Genomic DNA, 21,954 nt, shown 5'->3' with positions numbered 1-21,954 from the left:
ACGTGCGGTGCGGGCGCCGGGAGTCCTTGAGGAGTCCCGGTTCCTCACGCCGCCGCCGCGAGCGCCGCGTCGGCGGCGGCCTCGTTGTCCCGCGCCACGTCGGCGTCCGTACGGGTGTCGACGGGCAGGCGCCGGACGGACGGTGACGAACCGTGCGCCTCGGCGCGGATGCGCTGCTCGATGGTCGGCGGGCGGGACGTGTCCGCCGGCCGCGCGCTGTCCGGCAGGGCGTGCCGCTCCGCCGTCATCGCGTCACCCCCGCCCCGTTCACCGGCGGCGGGCACCGCCGCGTCGGCCGGGCGGCCCTCCGGCGCGCGGTCCTTCACCGGCTGCTCGGCGGGCTGCGGTGCGGCGGCGTCCGCCGCCGCGGCGGGGGCGGTCAGCCCCAGGGTGGTGAGCACCGCGAAGAACGCGGTCAGGAAGGCGGTCCACAGACTCTCGATCGTGAAATTCTTGACCTTGAAGGCGGCCATGACCCCTCGCTTTCAGCTTGCTTTCGGGTTGAGCGATCTACATACCTTCCTCATGATGTGTACGCATCTCGGGAATCGAAGGACCAACGCCAGCGCTGCGCAGTTCTTCTGATGAACACCACCCGTACGGTGCAATCGGCGTCGTAAATCGTGAGATATGCCGCCCCGCGCGAACGCCGCAGGGCGGCTTCTTCCGCTGTCCCGGGCGGCCCTTTCCGCCCGTCCCGTACGGCGTCCGCGTTCGCGAACCGGCGGGTCCTGGTGTAGGCCGGAATCCACGCTGCCGGGGTGGCCGTCCCCCGTGCTCCTCCTGAGAAGGAAGGAGCCGGACCCGGCCGTGCCTACCCACAGCAGGGGCAGGCTGCGCCGTCCGGGTCGTCCCATACTCGGATCCATGAACGGAAAATCGCGGCTCGGGGACTTCCTGCACACCCGGCGCTCCCAGCTGCGTCCGGAGGACGTCGGGGTGCCCACGTACGGGGAACGCCGACGGGTGCCGGGCCTGCGGCGCGAGGAGCTGGCGCTGCTGGCGGGGGTGAGCGTCTCCTACTACACGCGGCTGGAGCAGGGGCAGTCGCTGAGCGCGTCGCCCGAGGTGCTGGACGCGATCGCCGGGGCCCTGCGGCTGGACGAGTCGGAGCAGCGGTATCTGTACGACCTGGCCCAGGCCGACCGGCAGCGCACCCGGAGCAGGCGGCCCGCGCCGGAGCGCGTGACGGCGGCGGCCGGTCAACTGCTGGACGCGCTGGCGGACGCCCCCGCGATCGTGCTGGGGCGGCGCGGCGACGTACTGGCGTGGAACCGCCTGGGCCACGCGCTGTTCGCCGGTCATCTGGACCCCGGCGCTCCGGATCATCCGGGGCGGCGGCCCAACATGGCCCGGCTGGTGTTCCTCGACGGCCACACCCGCGACCTGTACGTGGACTGGCCGGCCAAGGCACGGGCGGTCGTGGGGAATCTGCGCCTGGTGGCGGCCCAGTATCCGCAGGACCCGGCGCTGCACGCGCTGCTGGGTGAGCTGAGCGCCACGAACGCGGAGTTCGCGTCCCTGTGGGCCGATCACCGGGTCAAGGCGTGCACCGTCGCCACGTACGAGATGCGGCACCCGCTGGTCGGACCGCTGACCGTGGTCCAGCAGACCCTGAGCCACGGGCCGGGCCCCACCGTCGTGGCCGCCACCACGGAGGCCGGCTCACCGTCACGGGCCGCGCTGACCCTGCTCGCCCAGGCCGTCACCGGGACCACGGCCCCGGCCGCCCCGGCGACCCCCTCCACCCCCATCCGGACCGGGCACCCCCGCACCACCAGGGCCTGACCCCCGGGCCCGTCGGGCCCACGTCCCCATCCCCGGCCGAGCCTTCCGTTCCCTTCCCTGCCGACCCACGCGTCGGCTCCCTCCCGACCCACGCGTCGGCTCTCTCCCCACCCATGCGTCGGCGCGTCGCTGCCGCATGCCCGAAAACAGATGAAGGAACCATGTTCTCCACCTTTTCCACGCTCTCCACGTCCGCCGTCTCGGCGGCGGTCCTGGTCGCGACCCTGACCGGAACCCTCGCCGGGACCACCCCGGCCTCGGCCTCGGCGCCCCGCCCGGCTCCGGCCGCTTCGGCGTCGGCCGGTCCCGTCACGGTGACCGGCGCGCGTATCGCCGTCCACTTCGACCTGGCCGGGGGCCAGACACCGGAGAACGTCGCCCTGGCCCCCGACGGCTCCTCGTACGTCACCTTCGCCAAGGCCCGTCGGATCGCGAAGCTCTCCCCCGACGGCACCAGCCGGATCCTGGCCACCCTGCCCGCCCCCGCCGACGGCGGTGTCCACACCCCGGCCATGGGCTTCCCGCTCACCACCGGCATCGTCCGCGCCTCGGACGGCACCCTGTACTTCCTGTACGCCACCGGCACCGCCGACCTGACCGGCGTCTGGCGCCTGCGCCCCGGCGGCCAGCCCCGGCGTATCGCCGCGCTGCCCGCCGACGGCCTCCCCAACGGGCTGGCCCTGGACTCCCGGGGCCGTACCCTCTACGCCGCCGACTCCGTACTCGGCACCGTGTGGAGCGTGCCCACCGCCGGCGGCACCCCCACCGCCTGGTCCACCGCGCCCGAGCTGGCCGCCGCCGGCTTCCTCGGCGCCAACGGTCTGAAGTTCCACGACGGGTCGGTGTGGACCACCAACACCGACCGGGGCACCGTCCTGCGTATCCCCGTGCGCCGGGACGGGAGCGCCGGTCCGGTCCGGACCGAGGCCACCGGACTGCCGGGGATCGACGACATCGCGTTCACCGGCTGCGGCGACCAGCTGCTGGCCGCGATCGACGCCACGAGCGAAGTCGCCCTCGTGCGCTCCGACGGCAGCCACACCACCGTGCTCACCCCGGCCGACGGCCTCCAGAACCCCACCGCCATCGCCCTGCGCGGCAGCACCGTCCACGTGATGAGCGCCGCCTGGCTCACCGCCGAGGACCCCAACCTCGTCGTCGCCCGGCTGAACCGCTGACGCCGCCGCCCGACACCCACCGCACCTCAGGAGAAGACCCCATGGAAACCACGCAGGCCACCACGACGGCGACAGGGACCGCGCAGGCCCCCGCGACGGCCACGGAAACCGGGCCCGACCTGATATTCGGCGCCGTCACCGTCACCCGCGTCGAGGAGACGCACGGTCCGATCATGCCCCCGGACCAGTTCTTCCCGGACCTGCCCGCGCACGCCTGGCAGGACCACCGGGAGATGCTGGTGCCCGACCACCTCGGCGCCGACGACGGCCTGGTGAACGTCGCCATGCAGACCTGGCTGCTGCGCAGCGGGGGCCGGACCATCCTGATCGACACCGGCGTGGGCAACGACAAGAGCCGCCCCGCCGTCGCCGGTTGGGACCATCAGCGGCTGGACTACCTCGGCAACCTCGCCCGTGCCGGGGTACGGCCCGAGGACGTCGACCTCGTCGTCAACACGCATCTGCACGTCGACCACGTCGGCTGGAACACCCGCCTGGTCGACGGTGCCTGGGTGCCGACGTTCCCGAACGCCACCTATCTGATGCCGCGCGCCGACTTCGAGTTCTGGAACCCGGCGAACAACGCGGACATCGCCGGGGGAGTCAACGAGAACGTCTTCGAGGACAGCGTCGCCCCCGTGCACGCCGCGGGGCAGGTGCTGCTCTGGGAGGGCAGCCACACCATCGACGGCGCCCTGCGGCTGGAGGCGGCTCCCGGCCACACGCCGGGCTCCGCCGTCGTCAAGCTCGTCTCCGGCGGCGACCGGGCCCTGTTCGCGGGCGACCTGCTGCACACGCCCCTCCAGGTCGCGCACCCCGACCACAACAGCTGCTTCTGCGAGGACCCGGTCCGGGCCCGTACCTCCCGCCGTGCCCTGCTCGGCTGGGCCGCCGACGCCAACGCCGTGGTCCTGCCCGCCCACTTCGGCGGCCACAGCGCCTTCGAAGTGGAGAACGTCACGGACCTCACGAACGTCGAGCACACCGACGGCGGCGGATTCGCGATCAAGAAGTGGGCGCCCATCCCCCGTTACTGACCCTCCGCCGCCGCCCCGGCCACCCCGGGGCGGCGGCACCCGACCGCTCGACCAGCGACCAGCGACCAGCGACCAGGAGAGCCGAGTTGGCACCCAGCGATCCCCCGGCCACAACCACCGCAACCACCGCCACCGTGGCCACCACCTCCGGCCCGGTCCTCGGCCGCCGCCGTCCCCACGGAACCGTCTTCCTCGACATCCCGTACGCCGCACCACCCACCGGGGGCGCCCGGTTCACCGCCCCGCGCCCGCACGAGCCGTGGACCGGGGTCCGTGACGCCACCCGGCCGGGCCCGACCGCGCCCCAGCCCGCCCGCGACTCCTTCGGCGTCCTCGACATGTCGCCGTACTTCGGCCCGGGATGGCGGCGCGGCGACGACTACCTCACCCTGAACATCTGGACCCCGCAGCCGGACCCGGCGCCCCGGCCGGTCATGGTGTTCGTGCACGGCGGCGGGTTCGTCGCCGGCTCCGGCACCGCGCCCCTCCACGACGGCACGGCCTTCGCCCGCGACGGCGTCGTTCTGATCACCGTCAACTACCGCCTGGGCATCCCCGGTTTCCTGCGTCTGCCCGACGCCCCGGACAACCGCGGCCTGCTCGACGTCCTGGCCGCCCTGCGCTGGATACGGGAGAACGCCGCCCGCTTCGGCGGCGACCCCGGCAACGTCACCCTCTTCGGGCAGTCCGCCGGGGCCATCGTCGTCGGGGGCGTCCTCGCCGACCCGGCCTCCGCCGGGCTGATCAGGCGGGCAATCGTCCAGAGCGGCAGCGGCACCGGCGCCTTCACCCCCGAACAGGCCGGCGTCGTCACCTCGGCGGTCGGCCGCGCCCTGGGCGTCGAGCCGACCGCCGCCACCCTGGCCGGTGTCCCGGACGAACGCCTCGTCGCCGTCACGGCCGGGCTGACCGGCCTGGACCTGCGTACCGCCACCCACCACGACCCGCTCGGCGGCATCACCGCCTTCAGCCTGGTCGGCGAGGAACAGCCCGCCACCGGGGTGCTGGCCGGGCGCGGAGCAGACGTCGACCTGCTGATCGGCGGCAACCGCGACGAAGGCAGCCTCTATCTGGCCCCACCGGGACTTCTGGCCGGCACCACCGACGCCGATGTCCTGGCCACGGCGGCCCGGTTCCACCCCGACCCCGGCGCGGCCGTCCGCGCCTACCGGGCACGGCACCCGGCCGCGTCGCCCGCCGAGCTGCGCACGATGATCCTCGGCGACGGACTGTTCGGGACCGGCACCCACCAACTGGCCGCCGCCCACGCGACGGTCGCCCCGGGACGGACGTACCGCTACGAGTTCCGCTGGCGCTCCGACGCCGTCGACGGACACCTCGGCGCCGCGCACGTCATGGAGCTGCCCTTCGTCTTCGACCGCCTCACCCTGCCGTCGCTGCGCGGCCCGTACGCGCTTCTCGGCACCACCGAACCACCCGCCGAACTGGCGGCCGAGATCCACCGCTCCTGGGTACGTTTCGCCGGGACCGGCAACCCCGGCTGGCCCGCCTTCACCCCGGCCGATGGCCACATCCGGCCACTCGGCGCCCCTTGACAACGGCCGACGAGAACGCAGAAGCGCCCTCCCGGCCTACGTTTCCGCAGGCCGGGAGGGCGCGTTATGTGGAGCCTAGGGGAGTCGAACCCCTGACATCTGCCATGCAAAGACAGCGCTCTACCAACTGAGCTAAGGCCCCGGAAGGGACATACGACGACATCGCGGGATGGCGCGGTGTCCGTCGGGGACCAGAGTACCGGTTGTCCACCCTGATCTCGCAAAAGGACAGGGACTCCCGGTGCGGGACCCCGCTCCGTAGGATGCCCCAGAGGTTCGCAGCAGCGAAGCTGCCGCCTGGGGAAGCGATGGGGAGACGCGAATGGACGCCGCACAGCAGGAATCGACAGCCAGAGCCAGAGAACTTCAGCGCAGCTGGTACGGGGAGCCGCTGGGGGCGCTCTTCCGGCGGCTGATCGACGACCTGGGGCTGAATCAGGCCAGGCTCGCCGCGGTGCTCGGTCTCTCGGCCCCGATGCTCTCCCAGCTGATGAGCGGCCAGCGCGCCAAGATCGGAAATCCCGCCGTGGTCCAGCGCGTTCAGGCGCTCCAGGACCTCGCCGGGCAGGTCGCCGACGGCAGCGTCAGCGCCGCCGAGGCCACCGCGCGGATGGACGAGGTCAAGAAGTCGCAGGGCGGCTCGGTCCTGACCGCCACCAGCCAGACGACGAACAGCTCCGGCGCACCGGCCGTGCGGCGGGTCGTCCGCGAGATCCAGTCACTGCTGCGGTCGGTCGCCGCCGCCGGTGACATCATCGACGCGGCGGATTCCCTCGCACCGAGCCACCCCGAACTGGCAGAGTTCCTCCGGGTGTACGGGGCCGGGCGCACCGCCGAAGCGGTCGGGCACTACGAGGCGCACCAGGGGTGAGGCACACCGGAGGTCGGGCCTGAGCCGGACGACGGGCCCCGGGTCCGTCCCGGCGGACCGGACCCGCACCGCGGCCGGGGGGCGACGGCCCGCCGGACAGGACGACTGGGAGCGAGCGCGGCACGATGGGTGAGGTCTTCGCTGGTCGGTACGAGTTGGTCGACCCGATCGGACGTGGCGGTGTGGGCGCCGTGTGGCGCGCCTGGGACCACCGGCGCCGCCGTTACGTGGCGGCCAAGGTGCTTCAGCAGAGCGACGCGCACACCTTGCTGCGTTTCGTACGGGAGCAGGCCCTGCGGATCGATCACCCGCATGTGCTCGCGCCGGCCAGCTGGGCCGCCGACGACGACAAGGTCCTGTTCACCATGGACCTGGTCGGCGGGGGATCGCTGGCCCATGTCATCGGCGACTACGGGCCGTTGCCCCCGCGCTTCGTGTGTCTGCTGCTCGACCAGTTGCTGTCGGGGCTGGCGGCCGTGCACGCGGAGGGCGTCGTCCACCGCGACATCAAGCCCGCCAACATACTGCTGGAGGCCACCGGGACCGGCCGGCCGCATCTGCGGCTGTCCGACTTCGGCATCTCCATGCGCAAGGGCGAGCCGCGTCTGACGGAGACCAACTACGTGGTCGGCACGCCCGGTTACTTCGCGCCGGAGCAGATGACGGGCGCGGAACCGGACTTCCCGGCCGACCTCTTCGCCGCCGGACTGGTCGCGCTCTATCTGCTGGAGGGCCGGAAGCCGGACGCCAACGCCCTGGTGGAGTACTTCACCGCGCACGGCACCCCCGGGGCGCCGCAGGGAATTCCCGAACCGCTGTGGCAGGTCCTCGCCGGGCTGCTCCAGCCGGACCCGGACGCCCGGTTCCGTACGGCGACGGGCGCGCGCAAGGCCCTCGCGGCGGCCGTCGAACTGCTGCCGGAGCCGGCGGAGGACGACGAGCCCGTCGAGGTGTTCGACCAACTCGGGCCGCTGCCTTCCCCGTTCGGCCCCGACGGGCCCGTCGCCGCCGCACCGGACCAGGACGGGCGGGCCGCCACGGCGCCCCCGTACCCGGACCCGTACGCGGGTCCGCACACGGGCAACGGGGTGACCGGGGGAGCTGTCACCGGCGGGGTCGGGGGCGGGGCCGCGGTCACCGGCGGGGTGACGGGCGGCGTCACGGACAGCCCGACGTCCACGGGCTCCATGTCCGAGACCGGCTCCTTCCATCTCCCCCCGCCGACCGCCGCGGAGCACCCGCACCCGCACCCGCAGTCGCAGTCGCAGTCGCAGTCGCAGCCACAGCCACAGTCGCAACCGCAGCAACATCTCCAAGAGCCCGTACACCCGCACGCGTCCCCTCCGCCCCTCACGCCGAGCGCACCCGGCGCACCCGACCCGTCCCAGGCGACCACCGCCGCCGTGCGGCACGACGTACCGCACACTCGTCAATACACCGCCCAGCGGCCCGGCGTTCCCGTGCCGTACCCGTACCCACAGACGCCGCCCCCCGTCCCGGCTCCCGTCCCGGCTGCCGCGCCCGCTTCGCACAGACGACCGGGACCGCCCCCGAAGGTGACGATCCCGGTTCTGCTGCTCGCACTGCTCTGCTTCGCCGTCGGCTTCTGGGCCCTCGCCCAGTCCTGAACACGGACACCTCACCCGGCGGTCCTGAACGGACCCCGCGCCCGGCCTGATCAGATCCTCACCGGTTCCTGATCAGGCGCCTCGCCCCGGCCGGTCCACGTTCTCGCCCCGTCCTGATCAGGTACTCACCCGTTCACGATCAGGTCCTCACCGCCCGATTCAGGCCCGCCGCCGGGCGAGCAGCGTCCACCCGCCGAGGCCCAGCAGCAGCACCGTCCCCAGTCCGATCCCGCCCGCCGCGACCAGCTTCATCGTCCCGCTGTCCCCGGCGGCCGGGGTGTCCCCGTTCTCCGCCTGGTCCAGGCTCTCGTCCGACACCGCGAACTCGCCGGCCGGGCCGTCGTACTCCGGCCCGTCCACCGCCGCGCCGTTCACCGTCAGGCTCAGCGTCACGTCGTACGGCCTCTGCCCGAACTTCTCGCCCACCTCCGGGTTGAGGCTCACGCGCACGTAGTACCAGCCCGCGAAACGCATCGCCCGCTCGCGCGCGGAGGAACGGAACCGGTTCGCGTAGTCCACCGGCGGCGCCGGATCCGTCGAGACCGACTTCGGCCGGCCGCTGTACGACGTCGACTCCGCGCTGTCGACCAGCCCTCTCGCCGGGTTGTGCACGGCGAGCGACATAGCCCCGCCGACGATGCCGTCCCCCTCCGAACTCCCCAGCTCCGCGGTGGCGAACAGTTGCTGGCCCCAGTCGACCGGTACCCGGTAGAAGACCGACTCACCGGGAACGACGCTCGCCGTCCAGGCACCCGCCTCCAGCCCGACGGCCGTACTGAACCCGGCACCGCCCTCCCGCGCCTCCGGAGCGGCGGACGGCGGCTCGGGAACCGCGCTCGACCAGTCACCGGCCGGCTCCGTGGGCCCCCCGGACCTGAGCCCCGGCTCGGACAGACGGCGCAGCTCCATCTCCCACGGATCCTGCGTGGACGTGGCCTTGGACTCACGCTCCACGACCACGCGGTACGTACCGGCCGCCGTGCAGGGGCCGGACTCCTCACCGTCGAGGGTCCGGGACGCGTACGCGGTCAACGGCCGCGGATAGTCGCCCGTGGGCGGGACGCGCGCCTCCTCGGAGTCACAGGTCCGGCCGTCGGGGTCCTCCACGGTGACCGTCAGCTCGTCACCGAGCCGCACCCGCGAACCCAACGCGGGTACGGCGGTGGCCGACACGTACGCGTTCTCCGCCGCGTCCAGGTCGATCAGGTAGTGGAGCCGCTCGCCCGGCCCGATCGAGTCGCGGTAGGTGACGCCCTCGTCGAGCGGTGGCGCGTCACCGTCGCTCTCCGCGCCCTCGATCACGTCGGCCTCCGGGTCGAAGGCGTACGGGCTCGGCCCCTCGGCAGCCCACGCCGCACCGGCCGGCCTGTCCGCACCGTCCGGCCCGGACAGGCCCGGCAGCACCGGAGCCCCCGCCTGCGCCGCCACCGCGCACACCGCCGCCACCGCGACCAGCGCGCCCCGGCCCCCGCTGCGCAGCCTCTTCACGAGCTTCCCCTTGTCGTCCCCTGGAACGGCCCGGCCGCCCACCACCAACAGCCCGCCCCCGACGCTCCTCGGCGTCCCGGGGCACCGCCCCATCCTGCCCCGCCACGCCCACCGCTGTCTCCGCGGACCGATGATCCGCCCGGCCCGCCCGCCCCGGCGTTCCACCGAAGCAACCGAACCGGCCGCCCCGGCGGATCCACGACAACACGAAGCCCCGGCCGCCTCAGCGACCGGGGCACGCGTACCGACTACCGGTTCTCACACACCCGAACCTGCGGGCACGGAGTCGGTCGCCTCCGTCCACAGATCCTGCTCGGCGCGATCCGCCTGGATCTGGCGGTACACGAGGAGCCCGCCGATGGCGGCCAGTGCGACCAGGAGAAGCTTCTTCACCGCGCGACCTCGTCTTTCGTTGTCTGGGGGCCTTCTGGCGCCCGACTATACACACCGGCCGAGACCGATCAGTGACCTGCGTACGCGCCCCACCGGGCCCCCGGAACACCTCGTCAACCCCCGCCGGACACAAAGCGATCCGCCCGGACGGAAGTCTCTCCGTCCGAACGGATCGTCGGGGCATGGCCGACCCCGCGGGGCCGGGCCCTCCACCGAACCTCACGGGCCGCACGAACCGGCGGCCCAGGTCCTCAGCAGGAAGCGATGCTGTTGAAGGTGCCCGTGACGCCGATCCACTGGTGGACCGTGGATGTCCTCGCACCCATCACGTAGCAGTCGCTGTCGCCGCCCCAGTCGACGATGACCCTGACCCGGACCGTGTAGTTGCACCCGTTCGTGATGGAGGTGTTGAAGCCCCCAGGAACGTTGTAGTGCGAGGCCCGGACACAGGACGGCAGCGCCGTCGCCCCTGCCGGAGCCGCCGAGGCGGCGGGAGCCGTCGCGACCAGCCCTCCGCCGGCCATTGCCACGGAGGCGATCGCCGCCGCGGCCTTCCTACGTACACGCATGATCTGCCCCTCGGATTGCACGGAGGCCCGGAGATTCGGGCCGTCACGTGCAGCATGCGGGGGCGTCCTTCGGAGAACCTTGCGCGAACCTTGAATCCACCGGTCAGCGGGCCTCGGTGTTACGGGGTAGTAGCGGGCAATCGAGATCCACACACGCAGACGGCCGGTAGATCCCGAGGATCTACCGGCCGTCCGACCTGCACTACAACCGCGGTGGGGCTAACAGGATTTGAACCTGTGGCCTCATCCTTATCAGGGATGCGCTCTAACCAACTGAGCTATAGCCCCGCGCTGCCCCTGAAGATTAGCGCACTCCAGGGCCAGTCCCAAAATCGGTAACGGAGCCTCCGTGACCCTCCCGGCCGGGCGTTACTCGTCCTCGGCGAGCGTCAGCTCGACGCCGCCCACGAAGCCCGCCGACAGGTTGTAGATGAAGGAGCCGAGCGTCGCCAGGGCCGTCGCCAGGACCACGTCGATCACCGCGATCACCGACGTGAAGATGAGCACCCGCGGCAGCGAGAGGAACGACTGGAGATCGAAGCCGTTGCTCTCGTTCGAGCCCGTCGCCTCGCTGATCGTCCCGCCCACCGTGGAGAAGACGCCCATCGCGTCCATGACCATCCACAGCACCGCCGCCGCGATCACGGTGCAGACGCCGAGCGCGATGGACAGCAGGAAGCTGACCTTCATCACCGACCACGGGTCGGCCTTGGCCACCCGCAGTCGTGCCTTGCGGGTGCGCGGAGTCGTACGCGCCCCCGTGCGCGGCAGGCGTACGCCCGCCGTCGAGGACGGCCGGCCACCACCCGCGTGCGCCTGTGCCGGCTGGCCCGGTGCCACGCCCGGTCCTGCGGCCTGGCCCAGCTGAACGTGCGGCTGGCCGCCCGGCGTGTGCGGTGCGGCCCCGGTCCCCCCGCCCGACGGCGTCGGATACGCCTGCGGCGGGTGGTACGGCTGCTGAGACTGCTGCTCGGCTGATCCGTATGTCTCGTAAGGGGGCTGCTGCCCCCGGGTGTCGGTCACCGTAACCCCCTGGGAGTCCGTGGCAGGGCCACGGGCACCGTTCGCTCCGGAAGCGGCCGATCCGGCGCCCGTGGCTCCACTCACGCTGTCTACTCCTCGTGCTCCGCGACCGAGGGCTGGGCGCCCTCGGTGTCCTCGGCAGGCTCGGCCCCTTCGGTCGCCGGAGCCCCGTCGGCGTCCTCGCCGACGACTCCTTCGACCTCTTCAGCCTCACGACCGGCCTCGGCATTACGAGCGATGCCGACGACGGCATCGCGCTTGCCCAGGTTGATCAGTTGGACACCCATCGTGTCACGGCCCGTCTCCCTGACTTCGTTGACCCGCGTACGGATCACGCCGCCGCCCAGGGTGATGGCGAGGATCTCGTCCGTCTCCTCCACCACCAGCGCACCCACGAGCGACCCGCGGTCCTCCACGATCTTCGCGGCCTTGATACCGAGGCCGCCACGTCCTTGGACGCGGTACTCGTCGACGTTGGTTCGCTTCGCGTAGCCACCGTCGGTAGCAGTGAACACGAACGTACCGGGCCGCACCACATTCATCGACAGCAGTTCGTCCCCTTCGCGGAAGCTCATCCCCTTCACCCCGGATGTCGCCCGCCCCATCGGCCGCAGGGAATCGTCCGTCGCGGTGAACCGGATGGACTGCGCCTTCTTACTGATGAGCAGCAGATCGTCGTCCGCCGACACCAGCTCGGCGCCGATCAGCTCGTCGTCCGCGCCCGAGTCCGTCTCCCGGAGGTTGATCGCGATCACACCACCGGAACGAGGGGAGTCGTAGTCCTTCAGCGGCGTCTTCTTCACCAGGCCGGCCTTGGTCGCCAGCACCAGGTACGGCACCGCCTCGTAGTCCCGTACGGCCAGGATCTGCGCGATCTTCTCGTCCGGCTGGAACGCCAGCAGGTTCGCCACGTGCTGGCCGCGCGCGTCCCGCCCGGCGTCGGGCAGTTCGTACGCCTTCGCCCGATACACCCGGCCCTTGTTCGTGAAGAACAGCAGCCAGTGGTGGGTGGTGGACACGAAGAAGTGGTCCACGATGTCGTCCGACTTGAGCTTCGTGCCGCGCACGCCCTTGCCGCCGCGCTTCTGCGAGCGGTAGTCGTCCGTCTTCGTACGCTTCACATAGCCGCCGCGCGAGATCGTGACGACGATGTCCTCCTCGGCGATCAGGTCCTCGATGGACATGTCACCGTCGAAGGGCACCAGCTTGGAACGCCGGTCGTCACCGAACTTGTCGACGATCACCGCCAGTTCCTCGCTGACGATCTGGCGCTGCCGCAGCGGCGACGCCAGGATCGCGTTGTACTCGTTGATCTTCTCCTGGAGCTCGTCGTGCTCGGCGACGATCTTCTGCCGCTCCAGCGCCGCCAGCCGGCGCAGCTGCATCTCCAGGATCGCGTTCGCCTGGATCTCGTCGATCGCGAGCAGCTCCATCAGACCGCCGCGCGCCGTCTCGACGGTGTCGCTGCGCCGGATCAGCGCGATGACCTCGTCGATCGAGTCCAGCGCCTTGAGCAGACCGCGCAGGATGTGCGCGCGCTCCTCGGCCTTGCGCAGCCGGAACTTCGTCCGCCGGACGATGACCTCGATCTGGTGCGTCACCCAGTGGCGGATGAACGCGTCGATCGACAGCGTGCGCGGCACCCCGTCGACCAGCGCCAGCATGTTCGCGCCGAAGTTCGACTGGAGGTCGGTGTGCTTGTACAGGTTGTTCAGCACGACCTTGGCGACCGCGTCGCGCTTGAGCACGACCACCAGCCGCTGCCCGGTGCGCGAGGACGTCTCGTCGCGTACGTCGGCGATGCCGCCGACCTTGCCGTCCTTCACCAGGTCGGCGATCTTCTGCGCGAGGTTGTCGGGGTTGGTCTGGTACGGCAGCTCGGTGACGACCAGGCACTGCCGGTTCTGGATCTCCTCGACGGCGACGACCGCGCGCATGGTGATCGAGCCGCGCCCCGTGCGGTACGCCTCCTCGATGCCCTTGCGGCCCACGACCAGCGCGCCCGACGGGAAGTCCGGGCCCTTGATCCGCTCGATCAGCGCGTCCAGCAGTTCCTCGTGCGAGGCGTCCGGGTGCTCCAGCGCCCACTGCGCGCCCGCCGCGACCTCGCGCAGGTTGTGCGGCGGGATGTTGGTGGCCATGCCGACGGCGATCCCGGCCGAGCCGTTGATCAGCAGGTTCGGGAACCGGGCCGGCAGGACCGTCGGCTCCTGGTTGCGGCCGTCGTAGTTGTCCGTGAAGTCGACGGTCTCCTCGTCGATGTCCCGGAGCATCTCCATCGACAGCGGCATCAGCTTGCACTCGGTGTACCGCATGGCGGCGGCCGGGTCGTTGCCGGGCGAGCCGAAGTTGCCGTTGGAGTCCACCAGCGGCATCCGCATCGACCATGGCTGCGCGAGGCGGACCAGCGCGTCGTAGATCGAGGAGTCGCCGTGCGGGTGGTAGGTGCCCATCACGTCGCCGACGACGCGCGCGCACTTGTAGAAACCCTTCTCGGGCCGGTACCCGCCGTCGTACATCGCGTACAGCACCCGGCGGTGGACGGGCTTCAGCCCGTCCCGTACGTCGGGCAGCGCGCGCGACACGATGACGGACATCGCGTAGTCGAGGTACGAGCGCTGCATCTCCGTCTCGAGCCCGACGGGCTCGACACGCATGCCCACGCCTTCCACGGCGGGCACCTCTTCGGGCATCACAGGGGTGTTCTCGTCGGCCATTGCTGGTCAGTGGTCCTTTCGGCCTGTTCGGAACGGTCAGAACGGTCAGCGGGAGACCGACTCAGATGTCGAGGAAGCGGACGTCCTTGGCGTTGCGCTGGATGAAGGAGCGCCGGGCCTCGACGTCCTCGCCCATCAGCACCGAGAACAGGTCGTCGGCCTGCGCCGCGTCGTCGAGCGTGACCTGGCCGAGGACCCGGTGGTCGACGTCCATCGTCGTGATGCGCAGCTCCTCGGCGTTCATCTCGCCGAGGCCCTTGAAGCGCTGGATCGAGTCTTCCCTGATCCGCTTGCCGTTCTGCTTGCCCAGGGTGACCAGGGCGTCGCGCTCCCGGTCCGAGTAGGCGTACTCGAAGTCGTCACGGCCCCACTTGATCTTGTAGAGCGGGGGACGGGAGAGGAACACGTGCCCCGCCTCGACCAGCGGGCGCATGAAACGGAAGAGGAACGTGAGCAGCAGGGTGTTGATGTGCTGGCCGTCGACGTCGGCGTCCGCCATCAGAATGATCTTGTGATAGCGGAGCTTCGCGATGTCGAAGTCCTCGTGCACGCCGGTGCCGAACGCCGAGATCAGCGCCTGCACCTCGGTGTTCTGGAGGATCTTGTCGATCCGCGCCTTCTCGACGTTCAGGATCTTGCCGCGGATCGGCAGGATGGCCTGGTACTGCGGATTGCGGCCGGACTTGGCGCTGCCGCCGGCCGAGTCGCCCTCCACGATGAAGATCTCGCACTTGGCCGGGTCGTTGGACTGGCAGTCGCTCAGCTTGCCCGGCAGCGACGCCGACTCCAGCAGCCCCTTGCGCCGGGTCAGGTCACGGGCCTTGCGGGCGGCGACCCGCGCCGTGGCGGCCTGGATCGACTTGCGGATGATGTCGGCCGCCTCGTTGGGATGCCGGTCGAACCAGTCCGTCAGGTGCTCGTGCACGATCTTCTGTACGAAGGTCTTCGCCTCCGTGTTGCCCAGCTTGGTCTTCGTCTGGCCCTCGAACTGCGGCTCGCCCAGTTTGACCGAGATGATCGCGGTCAGCCCCTCGCGGATGTCCTCGCCCGCCAGGTTGTCGTCCTTCTCGCGCAGGAACTTCTTCTCGCGCGCGTAGCGGTTGACCAGGCCGGTCATCGCCGCGCGGAAGCCCTCCTCGTGCGTACCGCCCTCATGCGTGTGGATCGTGTTCGCGAAGGAGTACACCCCCTCGCTGTACTGCGAGTTCCACTGCATCGCGATCTCCACCGAGAGCATCCGCTCCTTGTCCTCGGCGTCGATGTCGATGACCGTCGGGTGGATCAGCTCGCCCTTGCGGGAGTTGAGGTACTTCACGAAGTCGACGATGCCGCCCTCGTAGAAGTACGTGACGGTGCGCACCGGCTCCTCGGCGGAGGACTCGGCCGCGTCCGTGCCCGCGACGTCGGCGCCCACGACGGCCTTGGCCGATTCGCGCTCGTCGGTCAGCTTCAGGGTGAGGCCCTTGTTGAGGAAGGCCATCTCCTGGAAGCGGCGCGACAGGGTCTCGAACGAGTACTCCGTCGTCTCGAACACGTCGGGGTCGGCCCAGAAGGTGACCGAGGTGCCCGACTCGTTCGTCTCCTCGTTGCGCGCCAGCGGCGCCGTGGGCACCCCGAGCTTGTAGTCCTGCGTCCAGCGGTAGCCGTCGGTCTTGACCTCGACGGCGACCCTCGTCGACAGCGCGTTGACGACGGAGACACCCACGCCGTGCAGACCGCCGGAGACGGAGTAGCCGCCGCCGCCGAACTTGCCGCCCGCGTGCAGCACCGTCAGCACGACCTCGACGGCCGGCTTGCCCTCGGACGGCACGATGCCCACGGGGATGCCGCGGCCGTTGTCGACCACGCGTACGCCGCCGTCGGCGAGGATCGTGACGTCGATGGTGTCCGCGTGCCCGGCCAGAGCCTCGTCGACGGAGTTGTCGACGACCTCGGTCACCAGGTGATGAAGCCCACGTTCACCGGTCGAGCCGATGTACATACCGGGACGCTTGCGGACCGCGTCCAGGCCCTCCAGCACCGTGATCGCGTTGGCGTCGTACGAGGCCGATACCTCGCCGTTCTCACCGGTGGCTACGGACGGAGTCTTCTCGTTGGGGTTGCCGGAATCGGCCACGAAGCGCCCTTTCTGGCACAGCACAGGCCGTTCTCCGGACAGGGCGGGAGCGGCTGCGTCGTTCGGCTTGCGACAGTGTTTGTCAGTCTCAGGGGACGAGTCCCGCCGACGAGGCGGGATTCTTCATCAGTCTACCGGTAGCGGCGACCCGAATGGGGGTTTGCCGGTACCTGAGTCCGCATGTGCCGCCCTGAACCGGCGGTTGCCGACTCCCCATATTCGGGCAGGGGCTCCAAGAGGCTCACACGGGCTTTGAGCGCTTCTCGCTGTCAACCTCCCGCTACCGTGAGGGACGCCTCACGCTCCGCAGCGGTACGCGGGGGTCCCGGTGCCCTCCGGAGGGCACCGGAGCGATGCGGCGATACGGGGGTGAAGTGGGCCTCACGACGGGGTTGTTGGGGCGCTGACGAGGCGTTGCCGGGGAGCCGACCGGGGCGTTGCGGCACCGGCCGGGAGGGGTCGGCGGGGGCTCGTGTGGGGGCGGCCGGGACGCGTACGGGTGTGCGGGGGGTGCGGTTGGCCGTACGGGGGGCGTGGGGGGCCTGGGGCGGCTGCGGGACGTCTGCGCCCGGGGCGTCTGCCGTCCGGTCCGGTAGCCCCGGCGTACGCCTCCGGCGAGGGGTACGCGGGCGGGGCGGACGCGGCCGTACGTACGGGACGGGCCTGGCGTACGGCGACGGCCTATCGGCTCGGCTTCCGCGGGGCGGCGCCGGAGAGGCGGCGGGCGGGTGGCCGGCCCGGTCGTGAGAGGCGGCAGCCGCGCGGGAGTCGGTTCGTCCGACGGATCGGCGGCGGGGCAGGGACGGCGGCGGGTAAGGCCGTACCGGAACAGCCCCGCTCGCACCGGCTGCCGGGCCAGGCGGCCCCGGGCCGCCCCGCCTCACTCGTACGTGTCCCCCGGCCCCTTGCTCCCCGGGGCGCGCAGCCCGCCGAAGCGGCGTGGGGGCCCGCCCGGACCCCGTACCTTGATCATCTTTACCGTGCCGTGCCCCAGGTCCTCGTTCAGCCGGGCCACCAGCCGGGGGGCGAACAGCCGCAGTTGTGTCGCCCAGGGTGTGGAGTCGCAGACCACCGTCAGGATCCGCTCGTCCTCCTCGTACCGCTCGGGCACACAGTGCTTGGCGAGGTCCTCGCCCACGATCTGCGGCCAGCGGCCCATCACGCCGCCCACGGCGGCGGGCGTCTCCCAGCCGCGCTCGGCGATGAGGCGGCTGATCGCGGCACCCAGCGGCAGCGGGTCGCGGCCGTCGGCCCCCGCGCCCGAGCGCAGGCCCCCGCCCCGCCGGGCCTGCTTCTTCTGCTGGGCCGCGGTGCCCCGGGCCCGCGCCTGCTCCTTCGCCGCCCGCAGCGCGACCCGCGCCAGATCGACGCCCGACGGCTCGGCGGGCGCGGCACCGGACGCCGCCGGATCGGACGCCCCGCCCGTTCCCTCCGGCCGCGCCGCGCCGCCGCTGATGCCGCTGATGCCGCCGGTGCCGCTCATGTCCGCTCCACCGTGCCGTCGGCCACCGTGAACCGCACCCCGGCCAGCACCCCCGGCACGTCGTCGTCCACCGCCGCCGTCACCAGCACCTGCTCGCCGGGCGCCACCAGCTCCGCCAGCCGCTCCCGGCGCCGCGCGTCCAGCTCGGCGAAGACGTCGTCGAGGACCAGCACCGGTTCGTTCCCCTCGGCGCGCAGCAGGTCGTACGAGGCCAGCCGCAGGGCCAACGCGTACGACCAGGACTCGCCGTGGCTCGCGTAGCCCTTGGCGGGCAGCTGGCCGAGCTTCAGCAGCAGTTCGTCCCGGTGCGGGCCCACCAGCGTGACTCCCCGCTCGATCTCCTGCTTGCGCGAGGCCGCCAGCGCGGCCATCAGCCGGGCGTACAGCTCCTCACGCGAACGCGGCACGTCGGCCTGGCCGTCCGCGCCCGGCGCCTCGGGGCCGACCGACGAGGAGCGGTACTCCAGCGTCACCGGCCCGCCACCGGGCGCCAGTTGCTCGTACGCCTTGTCCGTCAGGGGCTGGAGCGTCTCGATCAGGTCCAGCCGCCGCGCCAGCAACTCCGCGCCCACCTGTGCCAGATGCTGGTCCCACACGTCGAGCGTGGAGAGATCCATGCCACGCCCGCCGTGCCGCCGCGCCATCGCCGCCGACTTGAGCAGGGTGTTGCGCTGCTTGAGCACCCGGTCGTAGTCGGAGCGGACACCCGCCATGCGCGGGGAGCGCGCCGTGATCAGCTCGTCCAGGAAGCGCCGGCGCTCGCCGGGGTCGCCCTTCACCAGCGCCAGGTCCTCGGGCGCGAACAGCACCGTACGGACTATCCCCAGCACATCACGGGGCCTGACCTGCGACGACCGGTTGATCCTGGCCCGGTTGGCCCGGCCGGGATTGAGTTCGAGCTCGATCAGCTGCGACCGCTCGCCCTGGGTGACGGCGGCCCGGATCACCGCGCGCTCGGCGCCCATCCGCACCAGTGGGGTGTCGGAGGAGACCCGGTGGCTGCCGAGGGAGGCGAGATAGCCGACCGCCTCGACCAGATTGGTCTTCCCCTGCCCGTTGGCCCCCACGAACGCGGTGACGCCCGGATCGAGCGGCACCTCGATCCGGGCGTACGAACGGAAGTCGGCCAGCGACAGATGCGTGACATGCATGGACCGGTGCCGACCTCCCCTGTTCCGCCCCGTCCGCGTGTGCGAACGGCTACTTCTTGTTCTTGGGTCCGGGCTGCTTGCCCGGCTTGACGGGCTTACCGGGCTTGCCGCCCGGACCGCTCTCGTCCGCCTGCTCGACCGCGTGGCCACCGAACTGGTTGCGCAGCGCGGCGACCATCTTCATCTGTGGCGAGTCGTCCTGCCGGGACGCGAAGCGGGCGAACAGCGAGGCCGTGATCGCGGGCAGCGGCACCGCGTGGTCGATGGCCGCCTCGACCGTCCAGCGGCCCTCGCCGGAGTCGTCGGCGTACCCGCGCAGGGCGTCCAGGTGCTCGTCGCCGTCCAGCGCGTTGACCGCCAGGTCCAGCAGCCAGGAACGGATGACCGTGCCGTCCTGCCAGGAGCGGAACACCTCGCGGACGTCGGTGACCGCGTCGACCTTCTCCAGCAGCTCCCAGCCCTCGGCGTACGCCTGCATCATGGCGTACTCGATGCCGTTGTGGACCATCTTCGCGAAGTGGCCCGCGCCGACCTTGCCCGCGTGGACCGAGCCCTTGTCGCCCTCCGGCTTGAGGGCGTCGAAGACGGGCTTGACCTTCGCGACGTGCTCCGGGAGGCCGCCGTACATCAGCGCGTAGCCGTTCTCGAGGCCCCAGACGCCGCCCGAGACGCCGCAGTCGACGAAGCCGATGCCCTTGATGCCCAGCTCCACCGCGTGCTTCTGGTCGTCCGTCCAGCGGGAGTTGCCGCCGTCCACGACCACGTCGCCGGGGGACAGCAGCCCCGACAGCTCGTCGACGGTCGACTGGGTCGCCGCACCCGAGGGGACCATCACCCAGACGACGCGCGGCGCCTTGAGCGCGTTCACCAGCTCTTCGAGGCTGTGGACGTCCGCGACGTCCGCGTTCCGGTCGTATCCGATGACGGTGTGGCCTGCGCGGCGGATGCGCTCACGCATGTTGCCGCCCATCTTGCCGAGGCCGACGAGACCGAGCTCCATCAGTGCTTCCTTACGCGTTGGGCCGACAGTCGTTCAGGCACGGGACGGGCGGCGACAGTGCCGCGAGGCCCCGCCCGAGCCTACGCCTGACCTGGTGGAACGGCCCGGCGACCCGGCCCCGGCCGCCGGGTGGCACCCCGACGGACCGGTGGGAGGGTGGGTCAGCCCGACAGGCGCACCGGCATGATCAGGTACTTGTACGCGTCGTCGGCCTCGGCGTCCACGGCCGGCTTCCCACTGAGGAGCGCGGGCTTGGTGGAGGTCGTGAAGGAGAGCTGCGCGACGGGCGAGTCGATGGCGCTGAGCCCGTCGAGCAGGAACGTCGGGTTGAAGGCGATCGAGATGTCGTCGCCGTCCAGCTTGGCGTCGACCCTTTCCACAGCCTGTGCGTCGTCGCTGGAACCGGCCTCCAGGATGAGCACGCCCTGCTCGAAGCTCAGCCGCACCGGGGTGTTGCGCTCGGCGACCAGCGCCACACGCTTGACGGCCTCGACGAACGGCGCGGTCTCGATCACCGCGACCGAGTTGAACTCCGTCGGGAACAGCGTCCGGTACTTCGGGAGGTCGCCTTCGAGGAGCCGTGTGGTCGTCCGGCGTCCGGCGCCCTCGAAACCGATGAGCCCCTCGCCCGCGCCGGAGCCCGAGAGCGCCAGGGTGACCGTGTCGCCGCTCGTGAGCGCCTTCGCGGTGTCCAGCAGCGTCTTGGCGGGCACCAGGGCGACCGCGGAGATGTCGGCGACCTCCGGCTTCCACAGGAACTCGCGGACGGCGAACCGGTAGCGGTCGGTCGAGGCGAGGGTGACGGTGTCGCCCTCGATCTCGATGCGTACGCCGGTGAGCACCGGGAGCGTGTCGTCGCGGCCCGCCGCGATGGCGACCTGGGCGGCGGCCGAGGCGAAGACCTCACCGGGCACGGTGCCGGTGGCGGTCGGCATCTGGGGCAGCGCCGGGTACTCCTCCACGGGAAGGGTGTGGAGGGTGAACCGCGAGGAGCCGCAGACCACCGTCGCCCGTACCCCGTCGGTGGAGATCTCCACCGGCCGGTTGGGCAGGGCGCGGCAGATGTCGGCGAGCAGCCGGCCGGAGACGAGGACCGTGCCGTCCTCCTCGACCTCGGCGTCGACCGAGACCCGGGCCGAGACCTCGTAGTCGAAGCTGGAGAAGCTCAGTGCGCCTTCCTCGGCCTTCAGCAGAAGGCCCGCAAGAACGGGCGCCGGCGGACGGGCCGGGAGGCTGCGGGCCACCCAGGCCACCGCCTCCGCCAGTACATCGCGCTCCACCCGGATCTTCACCGGAACCGCCTCCTGCTGTTGCTGACTCGCCGTGCCGGCCTTCTTCGTCCGTCGGCATGAGCTCACTCCGCCATGGGCAGGGTGAGGTTGCCGGGGACCAGTCTGACGTACGGCACCGACACTCGGTGCTCCTCGGGGTCAAGTCGGGACGGGCGGCCCGGTGCGGTCCGGCGCCGAGTTGTGCACAGCACCCACTTTCAAACGCCATTCCAGGTAACTCAGGGTGTTAGTAGTAGTAGGTCCTGTGGATTCCGTGGATAACCCCGTTTTCCCAGGTCAGGACCGTTTTTTTGTCCACCGGTCCTGTGGGCGACGACAGTGGATAACCCCGTCGCTCTGTGGACGGCCGAAAGTTCTGCACAGGCGGTGCACAGGGCACCCCGACTTCTCCCCAGGGTCGTCCCCAGCTTTTCCGAGGTTCCCCACAGGGCCCTCGGCAACCTCGGTGTGACGCCTTTCACTCTCCCCGGTGAACAGTCGTGTTTTGTTGCCGAACAGTGGACAGCGGTGTGGAGAAGTGGGCCGAGGCTGTGGGCAACAGGCCCCCGCCTGTGGGTTGCCGGTGGACAACCGGACCCGGTGTTCGCGGGCGGAAAAACTGTCCACAGGCTGTGGAGGAAAGTTGGCCACAAATCCCCAGGGGTCTGACCTGGCAAGATCCATT

General features: G+C 71.3%; 17 protein-coding genes and 2 tRNA genes. 6 read left to right on the top strand and 13 right to left on the bottom strand.

Annotated features, from left to right (window positions below; translation table 11 throughout):
* Window positions 1-44: 44 nt before the first annotated feature.
* The gene (locus OG875_RS15675; protein ID WP_330174854.1) at window positions 45-473 is read right to left on the bottom strand and encodes a DUF6344 domain-containing protein; all 429 of its coding nucleotides are present in this window, start codon (window positions 471-473) and stop codon (window positions 45-47) included.
* Between the two features lie 394 nt (window positions 474-867).
* Here OG875_RS15675 and OG875_RS15670 point away from each other — a divergent pair, with 394 nt between their 5' ends.
* The 4 genes from OG875_RS15670 to OG875_RS15655 all read left to right on the top strand — a co-directional run bounded on the left by OG875_RS15670 (window position 868) and on the right by OG875_RS15655 (window position 5,559).
* Window positions 868-1,788 (top strand): helix-turn-helix domain-containing protein, encoded by a 921-nt coding sequence (locus tag OG875_RS15670; RefSeq protein ID WP_330174853.1) that lies wholly within the window; start codon window positions 868-870, stop codon window positions 1,786-1,788.
* Between the two features lie 161 nt (window positions 1,789-1,949).
* Entirely contained in the window at window positions 1,950-2,966 is a 1,017-nt protein-coding gene (locus tag OG875_RS15665) for an SMP-30/gluconolactonase/LRE family protein (RefSeq protein ID WP_330174852.1), read from the top strand.
* A 41-nt stretch (window positions 2,967-3,007) separates the two neighbouring features.
* Window positions 3,008-4,003, top strand: a complete 996-nt coding sequence (locus OG875_RS15660; protein WP_330174851.1) for an MBL fold metallo-hydrolase — start codon at window positions 3,008-3,010, stop codon at window positions 4,001-4,003.
* Between the two features lie 134 nt (window positions 4,004-4,137).
* Window positions 4,138-5,559 (top strand): carboxylesterase/lipase family protein, encoded by a 1,422-nt coding sequence (locus OG875_RS15655; RefSeq protein WP_330174850.1) that lies wholly within the window; start codon window positions 4,138-4,140, stop codon window positions 5,557-5,559.
* A gap of 69 nt (window positions 5,560-5,628) precedes the next feature.
* On the opposite strand, the gene OG875_RS15650 is transcribed toward OG875_RS15655, so the two are convergent.
* Window positions 5,629-5,701, bottom strand: a tRNA-Ala gene (locus OG875_RS15650).
* Between the two features lie 180 nt (window positions 5,702-5,881).
* Here OG875_RS15650 and OG875_RS15645 point away from each other — a divergent pair.
* Window positions 5,882-6,430, top strand: coding sequence for a helix-turn-helix domain-containing protein (locus OG875_RS15645; protein ID WP_330174849.1), 549 nt, complete (start codon window positions 5,882-5,884; stop codon window positions 6,428-6,430).
* Between the two features lie 125 nt (window positions 6,431-6,555).
* Window positions 6,556-8,058, top strand: coding sequence for a serine/threonine-protein kinase (locus tag OG875_RS15640; RefSeq protein WP_330174848.1), 1,503 nt, complete (start codon window positions 6,556-6,558; stop codon window positions 8,056-8,058).
* A 159-nt stretch (window positions 8,059-8,217) separates the two neighbouring features.
* On the opposite strand, the gene OG875_RS15635 is transcribed toward OG875_RS15640, so the two are convergent.
* From OG875_RS15635 to dnaN, 11 genes are all read right to left on the bottom strand, one after another.
* The gene (locus tag OG875_RS15635) at window positions 8,218-9,546 is read right to left on the bottom strand and encodes a hypothetical protein (RefSeq protein ID WP_330174847.1); all 1,329 of its coding nucleotides are present in this window, start codon (window positions 9,544-9,546) and stop codon (window positions 8,218-8,220) included.
* A 258-nt stretch (window positions 9,547-9,804) separates the two neighbouring features.
* A complete protein-coding gene (locus OG875_RS15630; protein WP_003958712.1) occupies window positions 9,805-9,939 on the bottom strand; it encodes a DLW-39 family protein in 135 nt (44 codons plus the stop codon).
* Between the two features lie 251 nt (window positions 9,940-10,190).
* Window positions 10,191-10,508, bottom strand: a complete 318-nt coding sequence (locus OG875_RS15625; protein WP_330174846.1) for a hypothetical protein — start codon at window positions 10,506-10,508, stop codon at window positions 10,191-10,193.
* Window positions 10,509-10,722: 214 nt separating this feature from the next.
* Window positions 10,723-10,796 (bottom strand) — tRNA-Ile (locus tag OG875_RS15620).
* 81 nt (window positions 10,797-10,877) lie between these two features.
* Window positions 10,878-11,531 carry a DUF3566 domain-containing protein gene (locus tag OG875_RS15615; RefSeq protein WP_330174845.1) on the bottom strand — a complete coding sequence of 218 codons (654 nt, stop codon included), beginning with the start codon at window positions 11,529-11,531 and terminating at the stop codon, window positions 10,878-10,880.
* Window positions 11,532-11,620: 89 nt separating this feature from the next.
* Window positions 11,621-14,248 (bottom strand): DNA gyrase subunit A, encoded by a 2,628-nt coding sequence (gyrA, locus tag OG875_RS15610; protein WP_330174844.1) that lies wholly within the window; start codon window positions 14,246-14,248, stop codon window positions 11,621-11,623.
* Window positions 14,249-14,309: 61 nt separating this feature from the next.
* On the bottom strand, window positions 14,310-16,388 hold the full coding sequence (gene gyrB, locus OG875_RS15605) for a DNA topoisomerase (ATP-hydrolyzing) subunit B (RefSeq protein WP_330174843.1): 2,079 nt from the start codon (window positions 16,386-16,388) through the stop codon (window positions 14,310-14,312).
* Window positions 16,389-17,244: 856 nt separating this feature from the next.
* Entirely contained in the window at window positions 17,245-17,847 is a 603-nt protein-coding gene (locus tag OG875_RS15600) for a DUF721 domain-containing protein (protein ID WP_330174842.1), read from the bottom strand.
* Window positions 17,844-18,998, bottom strand: a complete 1,155-nt coding sequence (recF, locus tag OG875_RS15595) for a DNA replication/repair protein RecF (protein ID WP_330174841.1) — start codon at window positions 18,996-18,998, stop codon at window positions 17,844-17,846. Before recF ends, OG875_RS15600 begins: the two co-directional genes overlap by 4 nt.
* A gap of 49 nt (window positions 18,999-19,047) precedes the next feature.
* Window positions 19,048-19,998, bottom strand: coding sequence for a phosphogluconate dehydrogenase (NAD(+)-dependent, decarboxylating) (gene gnd, locus OG875_RS15590; RefSeq protein ID WP_330174840.1), 951 nt, complete (start codon window positions 19,996-19,998; stop codon window positions 19,048-19,050).
* Window positions 19,999-20,159: 161 nt separating this feature from the next.
* Entirely contained in the window at window positions 20,160-21,290 is a 1,131-nt protein-coding gene (gene dnaN, locus OG875_RS15585) for a DNA polymerase III subunit beta (protein WP_330177755.1), read from the bottom strand.
* Window positions 21,291-21,954 lie beyond the last annotated feature (664 nt).

Origin of the sequence: Streptomyces sp. NBC_01498, assembly GCF_036327775.1 — a bacterium.
Taxonomy (GTDB): domain Bacteria; phylum Actinomycetota; class Actinomycetes; order Streptomycetales; family Streptomycetaceae; genus Streptomyces.
This window is presented reverse-complemented; position numbering and strand designations above follow the sequence as displayed.

What these genes read in the sequence shown, in the direction of transcription:
- OG875_RS15675 (WP_330174854.1), bottom strand. Translation starts at nt 473, where the DNA reads ATGGCCGCCTTCAAGGTCAAGAATTTCACGATCGAGAGTCTGTGGACC.
- OG875_RS15670 (WP_330174853.1), top strand. Translation starts at nt 868, where the DNA reads ATGAACGGAAAATCGCGGCTCGGGGACTTCCTGCACACCCGGCGCTCC.
- OG875_RS15665 (WP_330174852.1), top strand. Translation starts at nt 1,950, where the DNA reads ATGTTCTCCACCTTTTCCACGCTCTCCACGTCCGCCGTCTCGGCGGCG.
- OG875_RS15660 (WP_330174851.1), top strand. Translation starts at nt 3,008, where the DNA reads ATGGAAACCACGCAGGCCACCACGACGGCGACAGGGACCGCGCAGGCC.
- OG875_RS15645 (WP_330174849.1), top strand. Translation starts at nt 5,882, where the DNA reads ATGGACGCCGCACAGCAGGAATCGACAGCCAGAGCCAGAGAACTTCAG.
- OG875_RS15640 (WP_330174848.1), top strand. Translation starts at nt 6,556, where the DNA reads ATGGGTGAGGTCTTCGCTGGTCGGTACGAGTTGGTCGACCCGATCGGA.
- OG875_RS15625 (WP_330174846.1), bottom strand. Translation starts at nt 10,508, where the DNA reads ATGCGTGTACGTAGGAAGGCCGCGGCGGCGATCGCCTCCGTGGCAATG.
- gyrA (WP_330174844.1), bottom strand. Translation starts at nt 14,248, where the DNA reads ATGGCCGACGAGAACACCCCTGTGATGCCCGAAGAGGTGCCCGCCGTG.
- OG875_RS15600 (WP_330174842.1), bottom strand. Translation starts at nt 17,847, where the DNA reads ATGAGCGGCACCGGCGGCATCAGCGGCATCAGCGGCGGCGCGGCGCGG.
- recF (WP_330174841.1), bottom strand. Translation starts at nt 18,998, where the DNA reads ATGCATGTCACGCATCTGTCGCTGGCCGACTTCCGTTCGTACGCCCGG.
- gnd (WP_330174840.1), bottom strand. Translation starts at nt 19,998, where the DNA reads ATGGAGCTCGGTCTCGTCGGCCTCGGCAAGATGGGCGGCAACATGCGT.